The following is a 23,322-nucleotide window of genomic DNA, read 5'->3' on the forward strand; positions in this document are numbered from 1 at the left end:
TTCCTCTCATTTTCCGCCGGTGCCCCAGCAACGCCGGAGCCCGGCCGACCTCTCGGTCGACCGGGCTCCGGTGAGTGCGGCCACGCCGTCAGGTCGTGCTCGGTCAGAGAGCAGCCAGCGCGTCGTTGAAGGTCTGCGACGGACGCATGACCTTCGTGGTCTTCTCCGCGTCGGGGCGGTAGTAGCCACCGATGTCGGCGGGCTTGCCCTGGACGGCGAGCAGCTCGGCGACGATGGTCTCCTCCTCGGCGGCCAGCTTCTCGGCCAGCGGCTTGAAGGCGGCGGCCAGCTCGGCGTCCTCGGTCTGCGCGGCGAGCTCCTGGGCCCAGTAGAGGGCCAGGTAGAAGTGCGAGCCACGGTTGTCGATCGTGCCCAGCTTGCGGCCCGGCGAGCGGTCGTTGTTGAGGAACGACTCCGTCGCCTTGTCGAGCGTGGCGGCCAGCACCTTGGCGCCGTCCTTGCCCGACTGCTCGGCGTAGAGCTCGAGCGAGGGGACGAGCGCGAAGAACTCACCCAGCGAGTCCCATCGCAGGTAGTCCTCGGCGACGAGCTGCTGCACGTGCTTCGGGGCCGAGCCGCCAGCGCCGGTCTCGAAGAGGCCACCACCGTTCATCAGCGGGACGACGGAGAGCATCTTGGCCGACGTACCGAGCTCGAGGATCGGGAAGAGGTCGGTGTTGTAGTCACGCAGCACGTTGCCGGTCACCGAGATGGTGTCCTCGCCACGACGGATGCGCTCGAGGGAGAACTTCGTCGCCTCCTCCGGAGCCATGATGCGGATGTCCAGGCCCTCGGTGTCGTGGTCGGCGAGGTAGGTGTTGACCTTCTCGATGAGCTGCGCGTCGTGGGCGCGGGCCTCGTCCAGCCAGAAGATGGCCGGGGTGGCGGAGGCGCGGGCACGGTTGACGGCGAGCTTGACCCAGTCGCGGATCGAGGCGTCCTTGGTCTGGCAGGCGCGCCAGATGTCACCGGCGGCGACCTCGTGCGAGAGCAGCACCTCGCCGGCGCCGTTGACGACCTCGACGGTGCCGGCCTCGGCGATCTCGAAGGTCTTGTCGTGCGAGCCGTACTCCTCGGCCGCCTTGGCCATCAGGCCGACGTTGGGCACCGATCCCATGGTGGCCGGGTCGAGGGCGCCGTTCTCGCGGCAGTCGTCGATGGTGGCCTGGTAGACGCCGGCGTACGAGGAGTCGGGGATGACCGCGAGGGTCTCCTGCTCCTTGCCCTCGGCGTTCCACATGATGCCGCCGCCGCGGATCATCGCGGGCATGGAGGCGTCGATGATGACGTCGGAGGGGACGTGCAGGTTGGTGATGCCCTTGTCGGAGTCGACCATCGCCAGGGCCGGGCCCTCGGCGATCGCCTTCTCGAAGGCAGCCTTGATCTCGGCACCGTTGGGCAGCTTGTCGAGGCCGGGGAGGATCGTGCCGAGGCCGTCGTTGGCCGACAGGCCGGCGGCAGCCAGGTCGTCGCCGTACTGGGCGAAGACGTCGGCGAAGAAGGCCTTCACCACGTGGCCGAAGATGATCGGGTCGGAGACCTTCATCATGGTGGCCTTGAGGTGGGCCGAGAAGAGAGGACGCCCTCGGACTTGGCCCGGGCGATCGCGTCCTTGAGGAACGACTGCAGGTGCGCGACCTCGAGCACCGAGGCGTCGACGACCTCACCCTCGAGGACCTTGATGGCCTCCTTGAGCACGACCTTCTCGCCGTTCTTCGTGGTCAGCACGACCTGGAGGGTGTCGTCGGCCGGGACGGTCACCGACTTCTCGTTGGACTTGAAGTCGTGCTCACCCATGGTGGCGACGTTGGTCTTCGAGTCGGACGGCCACGCACCCATGCGGTGCGGGTGGGCCTTGGCGTAGTTCTTGACCGAGGCGGGGGCGCGACGGTCGGAGTTGCCCTCACGCAGGACAGGGTTGACCGCCGAGCCCTTGACCTTGTCGTACTTGGCGCGGATCTCCTGCGCCTCGGGGGTGTCGGCGTTCTCCGGGTAGTCCGGGATGTCGAAGCCGGCGGCCTGGAGCTCGGCAATGGCCGCCTTGAGCTGCGGGATCGAGGCCGAGATGTTCGGCAGCTTGATGATGTTGGCCTCGGGCGTGGTCGCCAGCTCGCCGAGCTCGGCGAGCGAGTCGTCAGCCAGACCGAACTGCGCGAGGATGCGCGCGGCCACGGAGATGTCACGCGTCTCGACCTCGACCCCGGCCTTGGCGGCGTACGCCGAGACGATGGGGAGGAAGGAGTACGTCGCGAGCAGCGGCGCCTCGTCGGTGTGGGTGTAGATGATCTTGGCCATGGTGCCAGCGACTCCTTGTCGGATGGGTCCAGACGGATTGCTTGATATCAAGATACCTGACCTGAATTGGGTGTGGCCCGTCGCCCGCCGCGCGTGGGAAGGTGGAACATGACGAGCCAGAGCCAGACGGACTCCATCAACGCACAGCCCACGACGGGGCACAAGATTGCTGCCGAGCTGATCGGCACCTTCGCCCTGGTCCTCTTCGGTGTCGGTGCCGCCCTGATGAGCGGGGGCGACTACGTCGCGACCGGGCTCTCCTTCGGCCTGGTCGTGCTGGTGATGGCGGCGGCCATGGCCCACGTCTCGGGTGGGCACTTCAACCCGGCGGTCACCTTCGGGGCGGCCGTGGGCGGGCGCCTGCCGTGGTCGCAGGTGCCGGTCTACTGGCTGTCGCAGCTGCTCGGCGGCATCCTCGCGGGCGCCGTGCTCTTCTTCCTGATGCAGGGCTTCGAGGCGTACGACGTCGACGAGGTGGGGCTGGGCCAGAACGGCTTCGGCGACCAGGCGGCGAGCGGCTACGCGGTCGGGCAGGCCTTCGTGCTCGAGACCCTGATGACCTTGATGTTCCTGTGGATCATCCTGGCCGTCACCGACCGTCGGGCCCGGGCCACCGGCATCGTCGCCCCGGCCGCGATCGGCATGGCGCTGGCGATCATCCACTTCGCCTCGATGGGCGCCACCGGCACGTCGGTCAACCCGGCGCGCTCGATCGGCCCGGCACTCTTCGCCGGCACCGACGCCATGGCCCAGCTCTGGCTCTTCGTCGCCGCTCCCCTGCTGGGGGCCGCGATCGCCGGCTTCAGCTATGCCTTCCTCTTCGGCAAGGAGCCGTTGGAGGTCGACCCGCTGGCCTGACCCGGGTGCCGCTCAGGTGTCGCTCACGGGCGGCTGGACACCAACTCGAGCCGCACGTCCGGGCCGACGACCCGCACCACGCCGACCCCACGCACGAGCGTCAGGTCGGTGACCTCCTCCTCCGCCCGCTCGGCCCCGCGGCGCAGCAGCAGCTCCAGCCCGACGTCGTACCGACCGGCCGGAACCGCCACACCGTCGTCCACCGACTCCCCCACCTCCAGCACCCAGCGGTCGTCGCCGTCGAGGGGCTGGACGAGCTGGGCGTCGCCACGACGCGGCTCCGCCGGCAGGACGAGGCCGGGCGGGGTGCCGCCGTCCGCGGCCTCCCACACACCCTCGCGCCCGAGCAGCCAGAGGGTGCCGTCGCGGTCCTGGCCGAACCACGCGGTCGTCGACTCCTGCTCGCCGTCGCGCTCCACGACCGTGCGTACGCCGGTGGCCGCCACCCCGTCCACCTCGACGGCGTCGTCGAGCACGGTGACCGTCATCGTCGCGGAGACCGAGTCGACCTCCCCCTCGTAGGTCCACACCCTCCCGGGCGTCAGCGGGAGCCACGGGTGGTCGACCCGGGCCACGAACGAGCTCGGGCTGCCGGGGACCTCGTCCACGCCGGTGGGGTCGATCCGACGTGGCGACCCGAGCTCGACGGCGACCACGACCCCGACGAGGAGCGCCAGGCCGAGCGCCCCGAGCAGGAGGCGTCGTACGCCGCGCCCCCGGGACTCCGGAGCGGACTGCTCGACCTCGGAACGGGGGGGTGCCGGACTCCATGGGCACAGCATGCCAGCGCGCGAAACTCTGGACTCAGGGCCGACCCATAGGGATAGGGTCGAGGCGAACTGCACTGCTCGCACTCATCCTTGAGGAGCTTTCGTGTCACTCACTGCCCCGCTGAAGGTCGCTGTCACCGGTGCTGCCGGTCAGATCGGCTACAGCCTGCTCTTCCGTCTCGCCTCCGGCGCCCTCGCGGCGGACCGTCAGATCCAGCTCCAGCTGCTGGAGATCGAGCCCGCCCTGAAGACGCTCGAGGGCGTCGTCATGGAGCTCGACGACTGCGCGTTCCCGAACCTGGCCGGCATCGAGATCGGGTCGGACCCGGAGAAGATCTTCGACGGCGTCAACCTCGCCCTCCTGGTCGGTGCGCGCCCGCGCGGACCGGGCATGGAGCGTGGCGACCTGCTGTCGGCCAACGGCGCGATCTTCACCGCCCAGGGCAAGGCGCTCAACAAGGTGGCAGCTGACGACGTGCGCATCGGCGTGACCGGCAACCCGGCCAACACGAACGCCCTCATCGCGATGACCAACGCCCCCGACATCCCGGACGAGCGCTTCTCGGCGTTGACCCGCCTCGACCACAACCGCGCCATCTCGCAGCTCGCGGCGAAGACCGGGGCCGCGGTCACCGACATCACCAACATGACGATCTGGGGCAACCACTCGGCCACCCAGTACCCCGACCTGTTCAACGCGAAGGTGAAGGGGCAGAACGCCGCCGAGCTGGTCAACGACCAGGAGTGGCTCGAGTCGACCTTCATCCCGACCGTCGCCAAGCGAGGGGCGGCGATCATCGAGGCTCGTGGCTCCTCGTCAGCCGCCTCCGCCGCGTCGGCCACCATCGACGCCGCCCGCGACTGGCTCTTCGGCACCCCCGAGGGCGACTGGGTCTCGATGGCCGTGAAGTCCAGCGGCGAGTACGGCGTGGCCGAGGGCCTGATCTCCTCGTTCCCCGTCACGACGTCGGGCGGCGCGTGGACGATCGTCGAGGGCCTCGAGATCTCCGACTTCTCCCGCGCCAAGATCGACGCCTCGGTCGCCGAGCTCGAGGACGAGCGCAAGGCCGTCACCGAACTGGGCCTCATCTGACGCGACCCACCGGAGCCCGTCGCCCCGCCTGCTCAGCAGGGGGCGGCGGGCTCCGTCGTTCCGTCAGCCGTCAGAGGGGCTGGTCGGGGATGACGCTCGCGAGGGTGGCGAGCGCCCCACCGACGAGCAGGTAGAGACCCACGTCGACCGGCTTCGAGCGGACCGCCAGCATCCCGGCGTCCTGCTCCTTCAGCACGATACGCAGGCCTGCGCCGGCGACCAGGGCGCCGGCGAAGATCCTGATCCCCACGCGCCACGAGCCGAGGACGACGACCAGGATCCCGCCGAGGATGACCGCCAGCATGGCGAGGTAGAGGGCGCCGCCGATCGTCGAGGGGTACCGACGCTCGGCCGGTGCCTCCTCGACCTCCTCGAGGGGGTGCTCCCCCTCTTCCGGCTCCACGACGCCCTCCGCCGTCACGTCAGGCCTTCGCCCGGGCGACCTGCGCCTCGGCGATGGTGACGACGTTGGCCAGCAGCATGGCGCGGGTCATGGGGCCCACGCCACCCGGGTTGGGCGAGACCCATCCGGCGACGTCCCAGACGTCGTCGGCGAGGTCGCCCGCGATCTTGCCGTCGACGCGCGAGACGCCCACGTCGAGCAGCGCCGCACCGGGCTTGACCATGTCGGCGGTGATGATGCCGGGCACACCGGCTGCGGCGACCACGATGTCGGCCCGACGCACGTGCGCGGCCAGGTCGACGGTGCCGGTGTGGCACAGGGTCACGGTGGCGTTCTCCGAGCGACGGGTCAGCAGCAGGCCGAGCGGACGACCGACGGTGACCCCGCGGCCGACCACGACGACCTCGGCGCCGTTGATCTCGACGTCGTGGCGGCGCAGCAGCTCGACGATGCCGAAGGGGGTGCACGGCAGCGGCGCCTCGGTGCCCAGCACCAGCCAGCCGAGGTTGGTCGGGTGCAGGCCGTCGGCGTCCTTGGCCGGGTCGATCAGGCCGAGGACACGGTTCTCGTCACGGCCCCGCGGGAGCGGCAGCTGGACGATGTATCCGGTGCAGGCGGGGTCGTCGTTGAGCTGGCGGACGGCGTCCTCGATCTCGGCCTGCGAGGCGGTCTCCGGCAGGTCGATGCGGATCGAGGCGATGCCGACCTCGGCGCAGTCCTTGTGCTTGCCCCCGACGTACCACCGCGACCCCGGGTCGTCGCCGACCAGGATCGTGCCGAGCCCGGGCGTGATGCCCTGCTCGGCGAGCGCGGCCACCCGGCCCCGGAGCTCTTCCTTGATCGCGGCAGCAGTCGCGGAGCCGTCCAGCTTGCGTGCAGTCATGTGTTCAATCCTCGATGTCGCGAGAGTCGTGGAGCGGGATGTCTGGCAAGGCAGCCGAGGGAGCGGGTCTGGGAGCGGAGCGACCCGCGACCGAGACTAACGCCGCCAGGCGCCCGCCCCGCGGCTCTCGTCAGTGGAAGAAGTGGCGGGTGCCGGTAAAGTACATCGTCACGCCCGCGGCCTCGCACGCCTCGATCGTGAGCGCGTCACGCACCGACCCACCCGGCTGGACGATCGCCTTGACTCCGGCCTCGATGAGGATCTGCGGGCCGTCCTCGAAAGGGAAGAACGCATCGGAGGCAGCCACGGCACCGCGGGCACGCTCCTGGCCCTCGACGAGGGTGTTGGCGCGCTCGACGGCCAGCTTGCAGGAGTCGACGCGGTTGACCTGGCCCATGCCGATGCCGACCGAGCCGCCGTCCTTGGCGAGCAGGATCGCGTTGGACTTGGCCGAGCGGCACGCCTTCCAGGCGAAGGCGAGGTCGGCCAGCGTGGCCTCGTCGGCGGCCTCTCCGGTGGCCAGGGTCCACGTCGACGGGTCGTCGCCGCCGCCGTCGACCACCGCGTCGACGTGGTCGACGGTCTGCATGAGCAGGCCGCCCGAGATCGGGCGGGTCTCGATCTCGGCGCTGGCGTCGGCCGCGGCGACGAGGATGCGGATGTTCTTCTTGCCCTGGAGGATCTCCACGGCGCCGTCCTCGTAGCCCGGGGCCACGATGACCTCGGTGAAGACCTCGGCGACCTGCTGGGCCATCTCGACCGAGACCGGACGGTTGGAGGCGATCACGCCACCGAAGGCGGAGACCGGGTCGCACTCGTGGGCGCGGCGGTGGGCCTCGGCGATGTCGGCGCCGACGGCGACCCCGCACGGGTTGGCGTGCTTGATGATCGCCACGGCGGGCTCGGCGAAGTCGTTGGCGGCACGACGCGCGGCGTCGGTGTCGACGTAGTTGTTGTAGGACATCTCCTTGCCGTGCAGCTGCTCGGCCTGGGCGAGGCCCGGGGTGCCGAAGCCGTTGACGTAGAGAGCCGCCCGCTGGTGCGGGTTCTCGCCGTAGCGCAGGACGGCCGCCTTCTCGTAGGTGCCACCGATCCAGGCCGGGAAGCCGGTCGAGGTGCCCTCGTCGTCGAGGGAGGTGTCGGTGAGCACGTTGCCCATCCAGGACGCGACGGCGACGTCGTACGAGGCGGTGTGGACGAAGGCCTGCGCGGCGAGCTTCTTGCGCTCGGCGTAGGTGAAGCCGCCGGCGGCCACGGCGGCGAGCACGGCGTCGTACGAGGTCACGTCGGTGACGACGGCGACCGACGGGTGGTTCTTGGCGGCGGCGCGCACCATCGAGGGGCCGCCGATGTCGATCTGCTCGACGCACTCGTCGGGGCTGGCACCCGAGGCGACGGTCTGCGTGAAGGGGTAGAGGTTGACGACGACGAGGTCGAAGGGCGCGACGCCGAGCTCGTCGAGCTGGTCGACGTGGGCCTGGAGGCGGCGGTCGGCGAGGATGCCGGCGTGCACGCGCGGGTGCAGGGTCTTGACGCGGCCGTCGAGGCACTCGGGGAAGCCGGTGAGCTCCTCGACCTTGGTGACGGGCAGGCCGAGCTTCTCGATCAGGGCCGCGGAGCCACCGGTGGAGACGAGCTCGACGCCGGCGTCGTGCAGTCCGCGGACGAGGCCCTCGAGGCCGGTCTTGTCGTAGACGGAGACGAGTGCGCGACGGATCGGGACCTGCTTGTCGGCGCTGAAGTCATGGGCGGTGGGCACGGAAGACACTGCTTCTCCTCGGTTGGTTGTCTCGTGGAGAGAGCACCCAGGCGGTCGATGCTCGTCAGTGCCCCTGCTCGGGGCCACTCCCCGGTGGTTGCCCACCTTCGCCAGTCGTGTGGGCCCAGCCTAGTCGACTCAGCCGATCCGGACGCGCCTGCCCTCGACGCTCCACCCCTCACGCACCATGCGTCCCACGGAGTCGACGAGCATGGCCCGCTCGGCGATCTTGATCCGCTCGTGGAGCGTCTCGACGGTGTCGTCGTCGAGCACGTCGACGACGCTCTGCGCGATGATCTGGCCGGTGTCGACACCCGGGTCGACGACGAAGAGCGTGCACCCGGTGACCTTGACGCCGTACTCCAGGGCGTCGGCCGGACCGCGTACGCCCGGGAAGGAGGGCGACAGCGCCGGGTGCGTGTTGACCACCCGGTGCTCGAAGGCCTTGAGGAAGTCGGCGCTGACCAGCTTCATGAAACCGGCGAGGACGACCAGGTCGGGCTCGAAGCCGGCGACCGCGCGGCGCAGGGCGAGGTCCCAGGCGTCGCGCGAGTCGTGCTGGGAGACCTGCTTGACGAAGGTCGGGATGCCCAGGCGCTCGGCGCGGGCCAGCCCCTCGATGTCGAAGCGGTCGGCGCCGACGGCGACCACCTGCGCACCGAAGGCCGGGTCCTCGCAGGCGTCGAGCAGGGCCTGGAGGTTGGTGCCCGATCCGGACACGAGGACGACGAGGCGCGCGGGGGTGTGGTCAGCGGTGGGCACCCGGGGAGTCTAGGGCTCCTGCTCGACCACGGGCTCGGTGACCGACCCCGTGGTCGCCTCCGAGGATGACTCCGTGGATGACTCCATGGATGACTCCGTGCCTGCCATGGCCGTTGCCTCGGCAGCGGGATCGTCGAGGGGCACCGACGTACGCCGCTGCCACCAGGTGACCAGCAGGCCGCCGGCCAGCGCCCCCAGGCCGAGCCAGACCACGGCGTGCAGACCCACGTCGCCGGCCGGCGCCCCGACCTCACGCAACCGACCGGGACCGGCAGCGCCACCGGCCACCGCCGTCAGGACCGTCAGCACCGCCGCGGCGACCAGGCCGGCACCGCAGGCACGCAGCGCGCCCTCGTCCCAGCGCAGGGTCGGGCGCTCGCTCTGGTGGCGCCAGGCGGCTGCTCCCGCGACGACGACCGGGACGACCGCACTCGCCGCCCACCAGGCCGGGGGGATGCCGGCCTCGGGCAGCGCCGCCAGCAGCGGCATCAGCGGCAGGGGCCCGAGCGTCACCGCGGCCGGTGAGACCACGGTCCCCACCCCCACCGCGAAGCCGGGACCGAGCAGGAAGGCGCCGGTCATCAGCACGGCGTTGGGCGCGAAGCCGAGGTTGAGCAGGAGGAGCTGCACGGTCTCGCCGCCGGAGAGGCCGAGCGTGTCGACCATCTCGATCGCCTGGCCCAGACCGAGGCCGAGGGCGGCGACGAGCAGCACCAAGCAGACCACGAGCCACCAGAGGAGCACCCGTCGGGCGGTGGCGCTCGCGTGGCGCACCACGGGCGGCAGCTGGGAGACCCACGCGGCCGCGCGACCGGAGCCGGTCGCGATGCCGGGCGCCCCCAGCCCGACGGCAAGCGCCAGGCCCCCGAGCAGGACCCGTCCCACCAGCGGGTCGAAGGTGTCGCTGGAGACCAGGTTGACCACCACGAGCAGGCTGGCCAGGTAGGCGAGGGCGAAGCCGATCAGCGCCGCGGGGACCGTCAAGTCGCGCTCCCCGTCGGAGAGCCGGTGGACGTCGGGCCCGTGGGCCCAGACCCGCTCCCCCAGGCTGAGGGCGCAGCGCCACACCCACCAGGCGAGCCCGCCGGTGAGCAGCAGCGGCACCACGGTGACCGCGACCCCGTCGACCGTGAAGCCGGAGCCGTGGCCGACGAGCCAGGCGATCGCGCCGTGGCGCACGCCGTCACGTGCGCTCCCGTGCGCGCCGGCGTCGCTGAGGAACCAGGCGACGACCCCGAGCAGGCCCGCCACGACCAGTGGCCCGGCGACCGCCAGCAGTCCGTGGACGATCCCCCACAGCATGGCGGGACGAGGTCGCCCGATGAGGCCACCTCCGCCCCGGCAGGGGCGTGGGACGAGACGGTCGAAGAAGGAGGGAGTGCGGGTGCCATGTCCGGGCCATCATCGCGCGTCGAGGTGGGCGGACCTCGACAGCCACGCCGCCGCCCGCCCACCGGTACGTCGAAGTGCGTGGCGTGGGCCCGCGGCGTACGGTTGTCGACGCCATGGATCAGCCCGCAGAGTTCGACGCCTTCTACAAGGACGTCCGTGACCGACTCCTCGTCGAGGCCTACGCACTCACCGGGGACCTCGCCGTCTCGCGCACCGCCGTGCGCGACGGGCTGGCCGTGGCCTGGCACCACTGGAACAAGGTGCGGCGCGTCGACGACCGGATCGGCTGGGTCCGTCCGCACGTGTGGCGTCGTGCCCGGCACCGCCACAACGCCCGTCCGTGGCACCGCGAGCGCAACCTTCCCGACGACGTCAAGGAGACGCTCGAGGCGCTCAACGGGCTCTCGCTCAACCAGCGCAAGGCGCTGGTGCTGACCCACCTCTCCCCCGTCCCGATGGGCCAGCTGGCGCGCGAGATCGGCGTGACCGCACGCACCGCCGAGGACCTGGTGACCAGCGCCAACACCGACTTCGCGCAGGCCCGCGGCTGCACCGTCGAGGAGGTCGGCCTCCGCCTCGAGGGGCTGCGCACCGTGATCGCCGGGCGCTGGCCGCGCTCCACGATCCTGCGCCGCGCCGGCACGGCACGAAGACGTACGCACGCAGTCGCCGGCGTGCTCGCGACCCTCGCCCTGGTCGTGGCCAGCGGTTCGCTGGTCGCCCAGGGCAGCGACGACGACGCCGCCCTGGCCGAGCAGGGCTTCAGCCGCCGGCCGATGAAGGTCGACACGGTGCCCGAGGTGCCGACCCTGTCGGAGGAGTCGCTGCTCGCCGCCAGCCAGCTGCGGCGCGTCGACCGGGGCCTGACCTGGACGGTCGGCGAGACCCACGACAACACCACCGGCGACGGCCTCGTGCTGCCCTGCCAGAGCGCCAGCTTCGCCGACCCCGACGGACTCGGTGCCTACGTGCGTACGTTCTCCGGCGCCCCGCGCAAGAAGCGAGACGCGGGCGCTGCCGCGGTCCAGATGGTCGAGCTCTCACGTACGCCCGAGGACGCCGAGGAGACCTACCGCACGGCGCTCGGCTGGTTCACCGCCTGCTCGGCCCCCTCCACCCAGCTGGTCGGCGTGCACTCGTTGCCCGACGTCGGCGACGAGGCCAGCGTGGTGACCCTGCGCCAGTGGCGCGGCCCCGACCGCACCGTGCAGGTGGCGGTGGCGCGGACCGGCCAGATCGTCTCCACCACCATGACCCAGGTCAAGGGCGGGTCGACCGCTCCGGAGCGCGTCGCCTCCGTGCTCGGCGCCTCGGTCAACGCCCTGTGCGGGCAGTCCGGCGCCGGCGCCTGCTCGGCCCCGCCGAAGCCGCGACGCACCGACGTCCCCCGCGCCGGCGAGGTGCCGGGGATGCTCAGCGAGTGGGACATGCCGCCCATCTCCGGGACCAGGGAGTCGTGGGTGGGCACGACCGCCAAGGAGCTCACCAAGAACGAGGCGTCGACCCGCTGCGACACCACCGCCTTCACCGGCAAGAGCATCCGGATCCACCTGTCGCGGACCTTCCTCTTCCCGAAGGCCGCGCAGAAGAACCCGACCTTCGGCCTCACCCAGACCGCCGGCCTGACCCGCAACGCCGCCCAGACGCGCAAGTTCGTGGAGGGCGTGCGCGCCAAGATGGCGCGCTGCTCCGACGAGGAGCTCAGCACCGAGGTCACCAGGATCGTCGACCAGCGCGGCGGCAAGAGCGAGCTCACCGCCTGGCACGTCGAGTCGGAGCTGCCCGGCGACCGCTCGCTCGAGGTCTTCATGGCGATCATCCGCCACGGCAACACCGTCTCCCAGGTCGGCTTCGTGCCGGCGGGCAAGCTGGAGATCTCGCGCGCCGACTTCGCCGACCTCTCGAAGCGGGCGCTGGAGCGCCTGCCGCGCCTGCGCCTCGAGCAGGACTGAGCCACCTCCGCCCACTCCCGCCCGGCCGCGCCGCGCGCCTCTGGGCGCGGACCGGCCCCGAGGGCGGCAGCCGCGAAGGGTCGGGAAATGCCGAACGCCCCGGCCGGTGGCCGGGGCGTCCGTCTCTGACGTGTGTCAGATGTTCTGCATGATCTCGCGCATCAGGGCGGTCTCGGACGGCGTCTTGCCGACCTTCACGCCGGCGGCCTCGAGGGCCTCCTTCTTCGCCTGCGCGGTGCCCGAGGAGCCCGAGACGATGGCGCCGGCGTGGCCCATGGTCTTGCCCTCCGGGGCGGTGAAGCCCGCGACGTAGCCGACGACCGGCTTGGTCACGTGCTCCTTGATGTACGCGGCGGCGCGCTCCTCGGCGTCGCCACCGATCTCGCCGATCATCACGATCGCCTTGGTCTCCGGGTCGTTCTCGAAGGCCTCGAGGGCGTCGATGTGCGTGGTGCCGATGATCGGGTCTCCACCGATGCCGATGGCGGTGGTGAAGCCGTAGTCACGCAGCTCGTACATCATCTGGTAGGTCAGGGTGCCCGACTTGGACACGAGACCGATGGGGCCCTTGCCCGCGATGGTGTGCGGGGTGATGCCGGCCAGCGACTCTCCGGGCGAGATGATGCCCGGGCAGTTGGGGCCGATCATGCGGGTCTTCTTGCCGTTCAGGTAGGCGAACACCTCGGCGGTGTCCTGGACCGGCACACCCTCGGTGATCACGACGAGCAGCGGGATCTCGGCGTCGATGGCCTCGATGCAGGCGGCCTTGGTGAAGGCCGGCGGCACGAAGGCGACGGACACGTTGGCGCCGGTCTCCTTCATGGCCTCCTCGACGGTGCCGTAGACCGGGAGGGTCTCACCGTTGAGCTCGACCGTGGTGCCGGCCTTGCGGGCGTTGACACCACCGACGATGTTGGCGCCCGACTGGAGCATCAGGTCGGTGTGCTTGGAGCCCATGCCACCGGTGATGCCCTGGACGATGATCTTGGAGTCCTTGTTCAGGTAGATCGTCATTTCAAGTTCTCCTTGTCTCAGGCGTTCGCCAGCTCGGCGGCCTTGTCGGCCGCACCGTCCATCGTGTCGACCAGCGTCACCAGCGGGTGGTTCGCCTCGTTGAGGATGCGACGACCCTCCTCGACGTTGTTGCCGTCGAGACGCACGACCAGCGGCTTGGTGGCCTCGTCGCCGAGGATGCCGAGCGCGCCGACGATGCCGTTGGCGACCTCGTCGCAGGCGGTGATGCCACCGAAGACGTTGACGAAGACGCTCTTGACCTGGGGGTCGTGGAGGATCACGTCGAGGCCGTCGGCCATGACCTGCGCGTTGGCGCCGCCACCGATGTCGAGGAAGTTGGCGGGCTTGACGCCGCCGTGGGCCTCACCGGCGTAGGCGACGACGTCGAGGGTCGACATGACCAGGCCCGCGCCGTTGCCGATGATGCCGACCTGGCCGTCGAGCTTGACGTAGTTGAGGCCCTTGTCCTTGGCCTTCGCCTCGAGCGGGTCGGCCTCCTCGCGGATCTCGAAGTCCGCGTGGTGGGGGTGACGGAACTCGGAGGCGTTCTCGTCGAGCGACACCTTGCCGTCGAGGGCCTCCAGCTTGTCGCCCTCGAGGCGGGCAAGCGGGTTGACCTCGACGAGGGTGGCGTCCTCCTCGACGTAGACCTTCCAGAGCTTCTGGACCATCTCGATGGCCTGGTCACGCAGCTCGGCCGGGAACTTGGCCTCGTCGACGATCGCAGCAGCCTTCTCGGGGGTCACACCCTCGAGCGCGTCGATGCGGATCTGGCGCACGGCCTCGGGGTTGGTCTTGGCGACCTCCTCGATCTCCACACCACCCTCGACGGACGCGATGCACAGGTGGCCGCGGTTGGCGCGGTCGAGCAGGAAGGAGAAGTAGTACTCCTCCACCGGGGGCGTGGCCGGCGTGACGAGCACGCGGTTGACCGTGAGGCCCTTGATCTCCATGCCGAGGATGGCCTTGGCGTACTCGTACGCGTCGTCCGCGGTCTTGGCGATCTTGACGCCACCAGCCTTGCCACGGCCACCGGCCTTGACCTGAGCCTTGATCACGGTGACACCACCGATCTCCTCGGCGGCGGCCTTGGCGTCCTCGGCGGTCTCAACGACCTTGCCGAGAGTGGTTGCCACTCCATGCTTGGCGAAGAGTTCCTTCGCGCTGGTACTCCATCAGGTCCACGATCCACTCAATCCTTTAAGTTCGCGTGCGCGCGGGCCGCCCCGAACGAAGTCCAGGGGAGCGCGTTCCAACCTAGGCACACTAAACCGCCCCCACCCCCGGACGCGATTTTGAGACAACGCACGGGGCCCCGTGTGACCGGGCTCACCCCCGGGCGCCACGGCGGGGCCACTCGACCGCGTACCCAATTCGTGAGATGAACCACCCGTGCCGGGGGCGAGAACGGCCTGCGTTCGGGTGGATTCCGCCGTTCGCCTGCAGTCGCATCAACTCTGTTCCAGAATCGAGGACCTGAGGATTACATCCGAGTAGCCGGTTCCACTACAGTCGCTCGGGTTGCCCCAGCAGGCAACGTCCACCGCCCCCGACCCACAAGGTGCCTAAGACATGGGAAACCATCGAGCTGAACGCGGCCCCCGCCGCACAGCCTCGGCGGATCGTGCCCGCAAGCCCCTCCTGACCCGGAACGCCCCACAGGGCGGCGCCCGCAAGGCGCCCGCCTCGGCGAGCCGGGTCTCTCGCGTTTCCGGGGAGTCCGCGATCGAGGCCGTCGAGCCTCTCGCCTCCTCGCAGACCGCGACGACCGCCAAGTCCCCCGCGACCGGCGCAACCCCCGACGTGGCCGTCCCCGCACGCCTGCCCGCCATCTCCACCGTCGACCTCCCGGCCGCCCCCGTGGCCGGCAAGCGCCGCGCCGCGGCCCACACCGGAAGCCGAGGGCCGCTCTTCAAGGGCCTCCCCTCGCTCCCGGTGCTCGCCGGCGCCGCCGCCCTCGCCATCTCCGTCGGAGGTGCCGTCCTCGGCCCCGGCCTGGACTCCGACCAGGTCTCCGCGGCCGACGTCAGCGCCAGCAACGCCCTGACCAGTGCCGCCTCCGCCGCCCTCGCCGACCGTGGCGGCGTGGTCAGCCGCGACTCCCGTCGCGAGGCGAAGGCCGAGGAGTCCGAGGCCAAGCTCGTCGCCGCCGCCGAGGCCGCCGCCGACGCGCGCAGCAAGACCCTGCAGGGTCTGCACGCGCAGGCCAACAAGCAGGCCGCGATCGTCGAGGCCAACCTGTGGCACATGCCGGTGAGCAACTACCGCCTGACCGCCACGTTCGGCCTCTCCAGCCACCTGTGGTCCACCGTCCACACCGGCCTGGACTTCGCCGGTGCCACCGGTACGCCGCTGATCGCCGTCGCGAACGGCACGATCACCGAGACCGGCTCGGCCGGCTCCTACGGCTACCGCACCATCCTCACCCTCGAGGACGGCACCGAGATCTGGTACTGCCACCAGTCCGCCATCAACGTGAGCGTGGGCGACAAGGTCGCCGGCGGTGACGTGATCGGCGCCCTGGGCAGCACCGGCAACTCCACCGGCCCGCACCTCCACCTGGAGGTCCGTCCCGGTGGCGGCAGCCCGGTCGACCCCTACAGCACGCTGCTGTCGCACGGCCTCCAGCCGTGAGGTGAGGGGCCACGCCCCTCCCCCGCACATGACGAGAGCCCCGGCCGGATCGGCCGGGGCTCTCGTGCGTGCAGGGACAGGTCTTCGTCAGAGCTTCTCGAGCGGGGCGTAGCGCAGCAGCAGCCGCTTGACCCCCGCCGAGCCGAAGTCGACCGAGGCGACCGCCTTCTCGGCCATCCCCTCGAGGGCGACGACCGTGCCCATCCCGAAGGAGTCGTGGACGACGCGGTCTCCCGGGGACAGCGACGGGATCTCGCGCGCCGACTTGGCCTTGGAGACGGCGTCCATGCGGGCTGCGGCCGAGGAGAAGTTGCGGCGCCCGGCGTCGGTGGGCGCCCCGAGCCGCGTACTCGTGTTGGCGTAGGCGTCGGGACGACCCCAACGCGGCGCGGCGTCGGCGGTGCGTTTCCAGTCGACGAGGTCGACGGGGAACTCGTCGATGAACCGGGAGGCCGGGTTGTGCGAGGGGGCGCCCCAGGCCGAGCGGACCACCGCACGGGAGACGTACAGCCGCTCGCGGGCCCGGGTGATGCCGACGTAGGCCAGCCGGCGCTCCTCCTCCAGCTCGCTGGAGTCGCCGAGCGCGCGCTGGTGCGGGAAGACGCCGTCCTCCAGGCCGGTGAGGAAGACGATCGGGAACTCGAGCCCCTTCGCGGTGTGCAGCGTCATCAGGGTGACCACCCCGGCGTCGCCGTCGTCGTCGGGGATCTGGTCGCTGTCGGCGACCAGGGCGACCCGCTCCAGGAAGTCACCGAGCCCCGGGGCGACGGTGCCGGCCTCGACGTCAGCAGGGTCGGCCGACGGGCCGGCCTGCGGGTCCTCGGAGAACTCACGCGCGACCGCGACGAGCTCGGCGAGGTTCTCCACGCGGGTGCCGTCCTGCGGGTCGTCGGAGGCCTCCAGCTCGGCCAGGTAGCCGGAGCGGTCTAGGATCGACTCGAGGATGACGTCGGGCCGCTCGTCGGCCTCCACCATCTGCTGGACCTCGGTCATCACGTCGACGAAGCCCTGGATGTTCTTCAGGGACCGCGTGGCGATGCCCGGAGCGAGGTGCGCCTTGGTCAACGCCTCGAAGAAGGTGACGCGCTCGCGCTCCGCGTACGCAGCGACGCAGGCCTCGGCCCGGTCGCCGATGCCGCGCTTGGGGGTGTTGAGGATGCGGCGCAGCGAGATCTCGTCGGCCGGGTTGACCAGCACGCGCAGGTAGGCGAGCGCGTCGCGGACCTCCTTGCGCTCGTAGAACCGGACGCCGCCCACGACCTTGTAGGGCTGGCCGGTGCGCATGAAGATCTCCTCGAAGACCCGGGACTGCGCGTTGGTGCGGTAGAAGACGGCGACGTCGCCGGGCCGGTGGCCGGCGTCGACCAAGCGGTCGATCTCGTCGGAGACGAAGCGGGCCTCGGCGTGCTCGTCGTCGGCCACCCAGCCGACGATCTTCTCGCCGTCGCCGGAGTCGGTCCACAGCCGCTTGGGCTTGCGCCCCTTGTTGTTGCCGATGACCTGGTTGGCGGTGGCCAGGATCGTCTGCGTCGAGCGGTAGTTCTGCTCCAGCAGGATCGAGGTCGCGTCGGCGAAGTCCTTCTCGAAGTCGAGGATGTTGCGGATGTTGGCGCCGCGGAAGGCGTAGATCGACTGGTCGGCGTCACCCACGACCATCAGCTCGGCCGGGGCGACGCGCTCACCGCCGGAGCCGACCGCGCCGGACTCCTCCGGGTCGTGCGCGCAGAGCTGGTGGATCAGCGCGTACTGCGCGTGGTTGGTGTCCTGGTACTCGTCGACCAGCACGTGCCGGAAGCGACGGCGGTAGGTCTCGCGCACGTCGGGGAACGCCTGGAAGAGGTGCACCGTCGACATGATCAGGTCGTCGAAGTCCATCGCGTTGGCCTCCGCCAGGCGCCGCTGGTAGGAGCGGTAGGCCTGGACGTACGCCTCCTCGAACGCGTTCTTCGCGTCCTTGGCGGCCTGGTCGACGTCGACCAGCTCGTTTTTGCGGTCGGAGATCCAGTTCAGCACCGCGTTGGGCTGGTACTTCTTCGGGTCGAGCTCGAGGTCCTTGAGCACGAGCCCCATCAGGCGCTTGGAGTCGGCGCTGTCGTAGATCGAGAAGCTGGACTTGTAGCCCAGCTTGTCGGCCTCCTTGCGCAGGATCCGCACGCAGGAGGAGTGGAAGGTCGAGACCCACATCAGCCGGGCCCGCTTGCCGACCAGCTCCTCGACGCGCTCCTTCATCTCGGCCGCGGCCTTGTTGGTGAAGGTGATCGCCAGGATCGAGCCGGGGTGCGCACCGCGCTCGGCCACCAGCCAGGCAATGCGGCGGGTGAGCACGCGGGTCTTGCCCGACCCCGCACCGGCCACCACGAGCAGCGGCGACCCCTCGTGGACGACGGCCTCGCGCTGGGGGTCGTTCAGCCCCTCGAGCAGCGCCTCACGCGTCGGCCCACGTCGCGCCGGAGCGGGCGCAGCAGGAGACCCCGAGCTCCGCGGAGCGGCGGGCTCCGACGGGGTCAGGTGTTCGAGGCCGGGGAGGGTGAAGGGGCTTTCCATGGTGCCCCCAACCCTACGGCCCGCCACCGACCTTTCCGGCCCCCGCGGCGGCCCGGGCCCTCACCCCTGTTGCGCGGCCCACTCCTCCACCCGGCGGGCGCTCTCGGCCTCCGACAGGTCCTCCACGCGGGTCATCACCGACCACCGCACGCCGAAGGGGTCACGGAGGCTGGCGAAGCGGTCGCCGGAGACGAAGGTGGTGGGGGCCTCACGGACCTCGGCGCCGGCCTCCTCGGCACGGGCGACGAGCTCGTCGACGTCGGTGCAGTAGAGGCCCAGCGAGTAGCAGTCGCCCTCCCCGGGCGGGGCGACGAGCCCGTACTCCGGGTTCGGCTGCCCGATCTGGAGGCGTCCGTCGTCGAGCTGCAGCTCGGCGTGGGCGACGAGGCCGCCCATCTCGGTCACGCCCAGCACCCGAGCCCCGAAGACGTCGGCGTAGAAGTCGATGGCCTCGCGCGCCCGCTCGACGACCAGGAAGGGCGTGAGCGAGGAGAAGCCGTGCGGACGGCCGTGGGTGGTGTGCTCGCCGTGCGCAGGTGCAGTGGTCTGGTCAGCGGTCTGGTCAGTGGTCTTCTCGTCCATGTCCACGACGCTAGGTGGCTCGATCGGCGTCATGCTTGGAGAAAAGCGACAGCCCCACGACCATCGGAGGAGGGAACGTGGACGTCTCCACCAAGGGGATCCTCTACCCCTCCCGCCTGCCCTCGCTGCACCGGCTGCCTGCGCCGCCGCAGGTCGCGCACCTCGTGCGCTGGTTCTGGATCCCCGAGTGGGACCTCGCTCCCGGACGCACCTCGCGCCAGCACGTCCTGGCCCATCCCGCCACCAACCTCGTCGTCCAGGTCGACGACGTCGAGCTCTCGGGCCCCGCCACCCGACGGACCCACCGCGACCTCTCCGGGCGCGGATGGGCCGTGGGCGCGCTGCTCCGACCGGCGATGATGCCGCACTTCACCGACGACCCGGGATCGCTGCGGGACCGCGAGGTGGTCCTCGAGCTGCCTGCCCTGCACGCGGCTGTGAGCGAGGCGATGCGGGGCACCGACCGTGAGGCTGCCAGGCAGGGCGCGGTGGCGGCGTACGTCGCGTGGCTGGAGGGGCTCGACCTGCACCCCTCCCCCGCCGCGCTGCTGGCCAACGAGGTGGTCGACGCCTGCGAGTCCGCGCCCGCGATCACCCGGCTCGAGGACCTGGCGGCGTACCTGGCGGTCTCGCCGCGCACGGTGCAGCGGCTCACCCGGGCGTACGTCGGCCTCCCGCCGTCGGCGCTGCTGCGGCGCCGACGGCTCCAGGACGCCGCCGAGCGGCTGCGGACGGACCCGGACGTCGACGTCGCCGACGTGGCCGCCGAGTGGGGGTACGCCGACCACGCCCACCTCGCCCACGAGTTCCGGGCCGTGCTGGGGATGACGCCGAGCGAGTACCGGGCCCGCTCCGCCCAGCGAGTCACCGGGGCGTGAGGCCCGAGGGCCGCTAGGGTTCCGAGGGTGACCGCAGAGACCACCGGCCCCGTCGCCGACGCGCCGGTCATCACCACCACCGGCCTGTCGATGGACTTCGGTCGCGTGATGGCGCTGCACGACCTGACCCTGTCGATCGGTCCGGGCGTCACCGGCCTGGTGGGGGCCAACGGCGCCGGCAAGTCGACCCTGATCAAGATCCTCCTCGGTCTGCAGGAGCCGACCGCCGGCACCGCGACCGTGCTCGGCCACGACGTGGCGAGCGAGTCCGACCGGATCCGCGCCGTCGTCGGCTACATGCCCGAGCACGACTGCCTGCCGCCCGACGTGACCGCGAGCGAGTTCGTCGTGCACATGGCACGGATGTCCGGGCTGCCGAAGGCCCCGGCCCGCGAGCGCGCCGCCGACATCCTGCGCATCGTCGGCCTCGACGAGGAGCGCTACCGCCTGCTCGGCGGCTACTCCACGGGCATGAAGCAGCGTGCCAAACTCGCGCAGGCGCTGGTGCACCACCCGCGCCTGGTCTTCCTCGACGAGCCGACCAACGGCCTCGACCCCGCCTCACGCATCGACATGCTCCGCTTGGTCCGCCGGATCAGCACCGACTTCCACATCCCGGTGCTCGTCACCTCCCACCTGCTCGGTGAGCTGGAGCGGGTCAGCGACCACGTCGTCGTGCTCGACGCCGGGGTGCTGCTGCGGGCGTCGGCCACCAGCCAGTTCCTGGAGGGCACCGGCGCGCTGCTCGTCGAGGTGCTCGGCGGCACGGTCGAGCGCGACCGCCTCGGCAACGCGCTCGCGGCAGCGGGCCTGGCCTGCCAGCCACGCGGGTCGATGGTGCGGGTCGACGCGCCACCGCCGGGCCTCGACGTCCACCGGGTCGTGCGCGACACCGTCGTCGACCTGGACCTCGACCTCGTCCGCATCGAGGCCGACCACGGCCACCTCGAGGACGTCTTCACCCAAGGAGCGCACCGTGTCTGAGCCGGTCCGTCCCGCGGCGTCCGCCGGCGGCGTCATCCACGACATCGGCTACCGGCCCTACGACGGACCGCGCGAGTCCAACGCCCGCATCGCCGCCTCGCTCTACCTGACCGCCCTGCGGCACGCGTACGGCCTGGGTCGCTCGGGCCGTTCCAAGGTGCTGCCCGTGCTGCTCGGCGTGATCACCCTGCTGCCTGCGGTGATCATGGTCGGGGTGGTCTCGATCGTCGGCCTGAGCGAGCAGGTGATGAGCTACGCCTCCTACACCTCCGCGCTCCAGGTGCCGATCAGCATCTTCGTCGCTGCCCAGGCCCCCGTGGTCTTCTCCCGCGACCTGCGCTCGCGCTCGATCGTGCTCTACCTGGCACGTCCGCTCAGCGCTGCGGTCTTCACCCTGACCCGCTGGGCGGCGTGGTTCACCGCCGTCCTGCTCTTCGTCCTGGCGCCGCACGTGGTGCTCCTGGTCGGCGGCCTGCTCAACGGGTTGGACGTGGGCGACGAGCTCGAGATGCTCGGCAGGTCACTGCCCCTGACCCTGCTCCTGGCGCTGCTGCTGGCCTCACTGAGCGCCTTGGTCTCCAGCGTGGCGCTGCGCCGGGGCTTCGCGGTGGTCGGCACCGTCCTGGCAGTCCTGGTCAGCAACCTGGTCGTGCAGATCGTCCAGGGCATCGCCTGGTCGAACGACAGGGACCGTGTGGGCGAGGTGGCTGCGCTCTTCTCGCCGTGGTCACTGGTCAACGGTCTGGGTGACGCGATGGACGCCGGCAACTCGGTGCCCACCCCGCCCCAGGGGGCCGGCATGGTGACCCTGATGGTCGTGGTCGCCCTGGCGGTCGTCGCCGTGCTCGTCCAGCTCCTGGTCGTGCGGTTCCGGAAGGCGGGCCGTCGATGACCGAGATCGTCCTCGACCGTGTCTCCCGGTGGTTCGGCAACGTGGTGGCGGTCAACGACGTCAGCATGCGGATCGGCCCCGGCGTGACCGGCCTGCTCGGCCCCAACGGTGCCGGCAAGACCACGCTGATGGCGATGATGACGGGCTTCCTGGCGCCCTCCTCGGGTGAGGTCACCCTCGACGGCCGGCCGTTGTGGCGCAACACCGACGCCTACCGCCTGATCGGCCTGGTGCCGGAGCGCGAGATCAGCTTCGGCTACCTCACCGGGCGGCAGTTCGTCCGGGCCAACGCCGACCTGCACCGGCTCCCCGACGCGGCCGCCGCCACCGAGCGGGCGCTCGAGCGGGTGGCGATGGTCGAGCCGGCCGGACGCAAGATCGACACCTACTCCAAGGGGATGCGCCAGCGGGTCAAGATCGCCGCCGCGCTCGTGCACGAGCCGGCGGTGCTGATGCTGGACGAGCCGTTCAACGGGGTCGACCCCCGCCAGCGCATGGAGCTGATGGAGCTGCTGCGGCAGATGGGCGAGGAGGGGCACACCATCCTCTTCAGCTCCCACATCCTCGAGGAGGTGGAGCGGCTGGCCCGGCACATCGAGGTGGTCGTCTCCGGGCGCCACGCCGCCTCCGGCGACTTCGGCGCGATCCGCCGTCTGATGACCGACCGTCCCGTGCAGTACTTCCTCCGCTCCGACGACGACCGCGCCCTGGCCACGCTGCTGGTGGCGCAGCCGTCGGTGCGGGCGGTGCGCTTCACCGACGCCGGCATCGACGTCGAGGTCTCCGACCTCGGCCAGTTCGCCCACGGACTCCCCCGCTGGGCGCGCGAGCGCGACCTCCTGCTGCGCGAGGTCTCGCCCAGCGACGAGTCCCTCGAGAGCGTCTTCTCCTACCTGGTGGCCCGATGAACCCGACGATCGCACGCCTCGCCCTGGCCGCACTGGCCGGCCGCAAGCGCTTCATCATCCTGCTGCTCTTCCCGCTCCTGCTGACCGGGCTGACCGTCCTGATCCGGGTGCTGACCGGTGAGCCCGAGCTGGCCACGGACGCCATGTTCGGGCTGGGCCTCTCGGTCGTCCTGCCGCTGCTGGCGCTCGTCGGCGCCACCGCCGTGATGGGCCCGGAGGTCGACGACGGCTCGATCGTCTACCTGCTCGCCAAGCCGATCAGCCGCCACTCGGTCGCCGTCAGCAAGTACGTCGTCGCCCTGGGCTCCGTGCTGCTCCTGGGCCCCGTCCTGATGCTGGTCACCGGGGTCGCCGTCAACCCCGGCGACGCCGGGGACGTCGCGGCCCGCAGCCTCGGCGGCGCGCTGAGCGCGGCAGCGTACGCAGCGTTCTTCCTCGCCCTGAGCACCGTGTGGAAGCACGCGGTGGTCGCGGGGCTCCTCTTCGTGCTGCTGTGGGAGGGCACGTTGGCCAACGTCTTCTCGGGGGTGGCCTGGCTGAGCATCTACCAGTGGGGCCACCGGGTGGCGCGCTCGCTGACCGACGGCCTCGCCGGCCCGGACATCGCGCTGTGGTGGGCGGCGTTCGCGTTGGCCGTGGTCACCGTCGGCGGGGTCTGGCTCTCCGGCGACCGGCTCCGCTCGTTCGCGTTGAAGGGCGACGACTGACGCTGGGCCACC

Annotated in this window: 18 protein-coding genes, 2 pseudogenes and 1 riboswitch; of the genes and pseudogenes, 9 read left to right on the forward strand and 11 right to left on the reverse strand. The window is 71.1% G+C overall.

The features are described 5' to 3' along the window. Positions 1 to 103 precede the first annotated feature (103 nt). A pseudogene (locus tag E2C04_RS13430) lies at positions 104 to 2,295 on the reverse strand (NADP-dependent isocitrate dehydrogenase). Between the two features lie 108 nt (positions 2,296 to 2,403). Here E2C04_RS13430 and E2C04_RS13435 point away from each other — a divergent pair. Beyond that, positions 2,404 to 3,153 (forward strand): aquaporin, encoded by a 750-nt coding sequence (locus E2C04_RS13435; protein WP_135832975.1) that lies wholly within the window; start codon positions 2,404 to 2,406, stop codon positions 3,151 to 3,153. A 23-nt stretch (positions 3,154 to 3,176) separates the two neighbouring features. Here the strand turns inward: E2C04_RS13435 and E2C04_RS13440 are convergent, their stop codons facing one another. Further along, positions 3,177 to 3,935 carry a hypothetical protein gene (locus E2C04_RS13440; RefSeq protein ID WP_135832976.1) on the reverse strand — a complete coding sequence of 253 codons (759 nt, stop codon included), beginning with the start codon at positions 3,933 to 3,935 and terminating at the stop codon, positions 3,177 to 3,179. A gap of 91 nt (positions 3,936 to 4,026) precedes the next feature. Between E2C04_RS13440 and E2C04_RS13445 the strand changes: the two genes are divergently transcribed. Further along, a complete protein-coding gene (locus E2C04_RS13445) occupies positions 4,027 to 5,016 on the forward strand; it encodes a malate dehydrogenase (RefSeq protein WP_135832977.1) in 990 nt (329 codons plus the stop codon). A 70-nt stretch (positions 5,017 to 5,086) separates the two neighbouring features. Here the strand turns inward: E2C04_RS13445 and E2C04_RS13450 are convergent, their stop codons facing one another. The 5 genes from E2C04_RS13450 to E2C04_RS13470 form a co-directional block, all read right to left on the reverse strand. After that, positions 5,087 to 5,419 (reverse strand): DUF3017 domain-containing protein, encoded by a 333-nt coding sequence (locus E2C04_RS13450; RefSeq protein ID WP_135832978.1) that lies wholly within the window; start codon positions 5,417 to 5,419, stop codon positions 5,087 to 5,089. A gap of 19 nt (positions 5,420 to 5,438) precedes the next feature. Beyond that, complete coding sequence (locus E2C04_RS13455) at positions 5,439 to 6,302, reverse strand: bifunctional methylenetetrahydrofolate dehydrogenase/methenyltetrahydrofolate cyclohydrolase (RefSeq protein WP_135832979.1); 864 nt, start codon at positions 6,300 to 6,302, stop codon at positions 5,439 to 5,441. 130 nt (positions 6,303 to 6,432) lie between these two features. Then, complete coding sequence (gene purH, locus E2C04_RS13460; RefSeq protein ID WP_229721581.1) at positions 6,433 to 8,070, reverse strand: bifunctional phosphoribosylaminoimidazolecarboxamide formyltransferase/IMP cyclohydrolase; 1,638 nt, start codon at positions 8,068 to 8,070, stop codon at positions 6,433 to 6,435. A 28-nt stretch (positions 8,071 to 8,098) separates the two neighbouring features. Continuing rightward, positions 8,099 to 8,189, reverse strand: a riboswitch (ZMP/ZTP riboswitch). A gap of 10 nt (positions 8,190 to 8,199) precedes the next feature. Then, complete coding sequence (gene purN / locus E2C04_RS13465; RefSeq protein WP_135832980.1) at positions 8,200 to 8,823, reverse strand: phosphoribosylglycinamide formyltransferase; 624 nt, start codon at positions 8,821 to 8,823, stop codon at positions 8,200 to 8,202. Between the two features lie 9 nt (positions 8,824 to 8,832). Beyond that, positions 8,833 to 10,125 carry a cell division protein PerM gene (locus E2C04_RS13470; RefSeq protein ID WP_135832981.1) on the reverse strand — a complete coding sequence of 431 codons (1,293 nt, stop codon included), beginning with the start codon at positions 10,123 to 10,125 and terminating at the stop codon, positions 8,833 to 8,835. Positions 10,126 to 10,328: 203 nt separating this feature from the next. Here E2C04_RS13470 and E2C04_RS13475 point away from each other — a divergent pair, with 203 nt between their 5' ends. After that, on the forward strand, positions 10,329 to 12,167 hold the full coding sequence (locus E2C04_RS13475; protein ID WP_135832982.1) for a SigE family RNA polymerase sigma factor: 1,839 nt from the start codon (positions 10,329 to 10,331) through the stop codon (positions 12,165 to 12,167). 135 nt (positions 12,168 to 12,302) lie between these two features. Here the strand turns inward: E2C04_RS13475 and sucD are convergent, their stop codons facing one another. Together sucD and sucC are read right to left on the reverse strand one after the other, a co-directional pair. Next, positions 12,303 to 13,181 (reverse strand): succinate--CoA ligase subunit alpha, encoded by an 879-nt coding sequence (gene sucD / locus E2C04_RS13480; protein WP_135832983.1) that lies wholly within the window; start codon positions 13,179 to 13,181, stop codon positions 12,303 to 12,305. 17 nt (positions 13,182 to 13,198) lie between these two features. Continuing rightward, positions 13,199 to 14,366: pseudogene (gene sucC / locus E2C04_RS13485) on the reverse strand (ADP-forming succinate--CoA ligase subunit beta). Between the two features lie 618 nt (positions 14,367 to 14,984). On the opposite strand from sucC, the gene E2C04_RS13490 reads away from it, so the two are divergent. Next, positions 14,985 to 15,815, forward strand: coding sequence for a M23 family metallopeptidase (locus E2C04_RS13490; protein WP_202977796.1), 831 nt, complete (start codon positions 14,985 to 14,987; stop codon positions 15,813 to 15,815). A gap of 87 nt (positions 15,816 to 15,902) precedes the next feature. On the opposite strand, the gene pcrA is transcribed toward E2C04_RS13490, so the two are convergent. Together pcrA and E2C04_RS13500 are read right to left on the reverse strand one after the other, a co-directional pair. Next, positions 15,903 to 18,359: a DNA helicase PcrA gene (gene pcrA / locus E2C04_RS13495; RefSeq protein WP_135832985.1), complete on the reverse strand. Its 2,457-nt coding sequence runs from the start codon at positions 18,357 to 18,359 to the stop codon at positions 15,903 to 15,905. A 60-nt stretch (positions 18,360 to 18,419) separates the two neighbouring features. Continuing rightward, a complete protein-coding gene (locus E2C04_RS13500) occupies positions 18,420 to 18,941 on the reverse strand; it encodes a VOC family protein (protein ID WP_135832986.1) in 522 nt (173 codons plus the stop codon). Positions 18,942 to 19,018: 77 nt separating this feature from the next. Between E2C04_RS13500 and E2C04_RS13505 the strand changes: the two genes are divergently transcribed. Genes E2C04_RS13505 through E2C04_RS13525 form a run of 5 tightly spaced genes read left to right on the forward strand, consistent with a single transcriptional unit; the run spans position 19,019 to position 23,310 of the window. Continuing rightward, on the forward strand, positions 19,019 to 19,819 hold the full coding sequence (locus tag E2C04_RS13505) for an AraC family transcriptional regulator (protein WP_135832987.1): 801 nt from the start codon (positions 19,019 to 19,021) through the stop codon (positions 19,817 to 19,819). A gap of 27 nt (positions 19,820 to 19,846) precedes the next feature. Continuing rightward, the gene (locus E2C04_RS13510; RefSeq protein ID WP_229721580.1) at positions 19,847 to 20,803 is read left to right on the forward strand and encodes an ABC transporter ATP-binding protein; all 957 of its coding nucleotides are present in this window, start codon (positions 19,847 to 19,849) and stop codon (positions 20,801 to 20,803) included. After that, positions 20,796 to 21,695, forward strand: coding sequence for an ABC transporter permease (locus E2C04_RS13515; protein WP_135832988.1), 900 nt, complete (start codon positions 20,796 to 20,798; stop codon positions 21,693 to 21,695). The genes E2C04_RS13510 and E2C04_RS13515 overlap by 8 nt, the downstream gene beginning before the upstream one ends. Then, positions 21,692 to 22,603: an ABC transporter ATP-binding protein gene (locus E2C04_RS13520; RefSeq protein ID WP_135832989.1), complete on the forward strand. Its 912-nt coding sequence runs from the start codon at positions 21,692 to 21,694 to the stop codon at positions 22,601 to 22,603. The genes E2C04_RS13515 and E2C04_RS13520 overlap by 4 nt, the downstream gene beginning before the upstream one ends. Next, positions 22,600 to 23,310, forward strand: a complete 711-nt coding sequence (locus E2C04_RS13525; RefSeq protein ID WP_135832990.1) for an ABC transporter permease — start codon at positions 22,600 to 22,602, stop codon at positions 23,308 to 23,310. The genes E2C04_RS13520 and E2C04_RS13525 overlap by 4 nt, the downstream gene beginning before the upstream one ends. The last annotated feature ends 12 nt before the right edge of the window (positions 23,311 to 23,322 follow it).

Source organism: Nocardioides daphniae (genome assembly GCF_004777465.1).
Lineage (GTDB): Bacteria > Actinomycetota > Actinomycetes > Propionibacteriales > Nocardioidaceae > Nocardioides > Nocardioides daphniae.

What these genes read in the sequence shown, in the direction of transcription:
- E2C04_RS13475 (WP_135832982.1), top strand. Translation starts at nt 10,329, where the DNA reads ATGGATCAGCCCGCAGAGTTCGACGCCTTCTACAAGGACGTCCGTGAC.
- E2C04_RS13455 (WP_135832979.1), bottom strand. Translation starts at nt 6,302, where the DNA reads ATGACTGCACGCAAGCTGGACGGCTCCGCGACTGCTGCCGCGATCAAG.
- E2C04_RS13470 (WP_135832981.1), bottom strand. Translation starts at nt 10,125, where the DNA reads ATGCTGTGGGGGATCGTCCACGGACTGCTGGCGGTCGCCGGGCCACTG.
- pcrA (WP_135832985.1), bottom strand. Translation starts at nt 18,359, where the DNA reads ATGGAAAGCCCCTTCACCCTCCCCGGCCTCGAACACCTGACCCCGTCG.
- E2C04_RS13500 (WP_135832986.1), bottom strand. Translation starts at nt 18,941, where the DNA reads ATGGACGAGAAGACCACTGACCAGACCGCTGACCAGACCACTGCACCT.
- E2C04_RS13520 (WP_135832989.1), top strand. Translation starts at nt 21,692, where the DNA reads ATGACCGAGATCGTCCTCGACCGTGTCTCCCGGTGGTTCGGCAACGTG.
- E2C04_RS13525 (WP_135832990.1), top strand. Translation starts at nt 22,600, where the DNA reads ATGAACCCGACGATCGCACGCCTCGCCCTGGCCGCACTGGCCGGCCGC.
- E2C04_RS13440 (WP_135832976.1), bottom strand. Translation starts at nt 3,935, where the DNA reads ATGCTGTGCCCATGGAGTCCGGCACCCCCCCGTTCCGAGGTCGAGCAG.
- E2C04_RS13435 (WP_135832975.1), top strand. Translation starts at nt 2,404, where the DNA reads ATGACGAGCCAGAGCCAGACGGACTCCATCAACGCACAGCCCACGACG.
- sucD (WP_135832983.1), bottom strand. Translation starts at nt 13,181, where the DNA reads ATGACGATCTACCTGAACAAGGACTCCAAGATCATCGTCCAGGGCATC.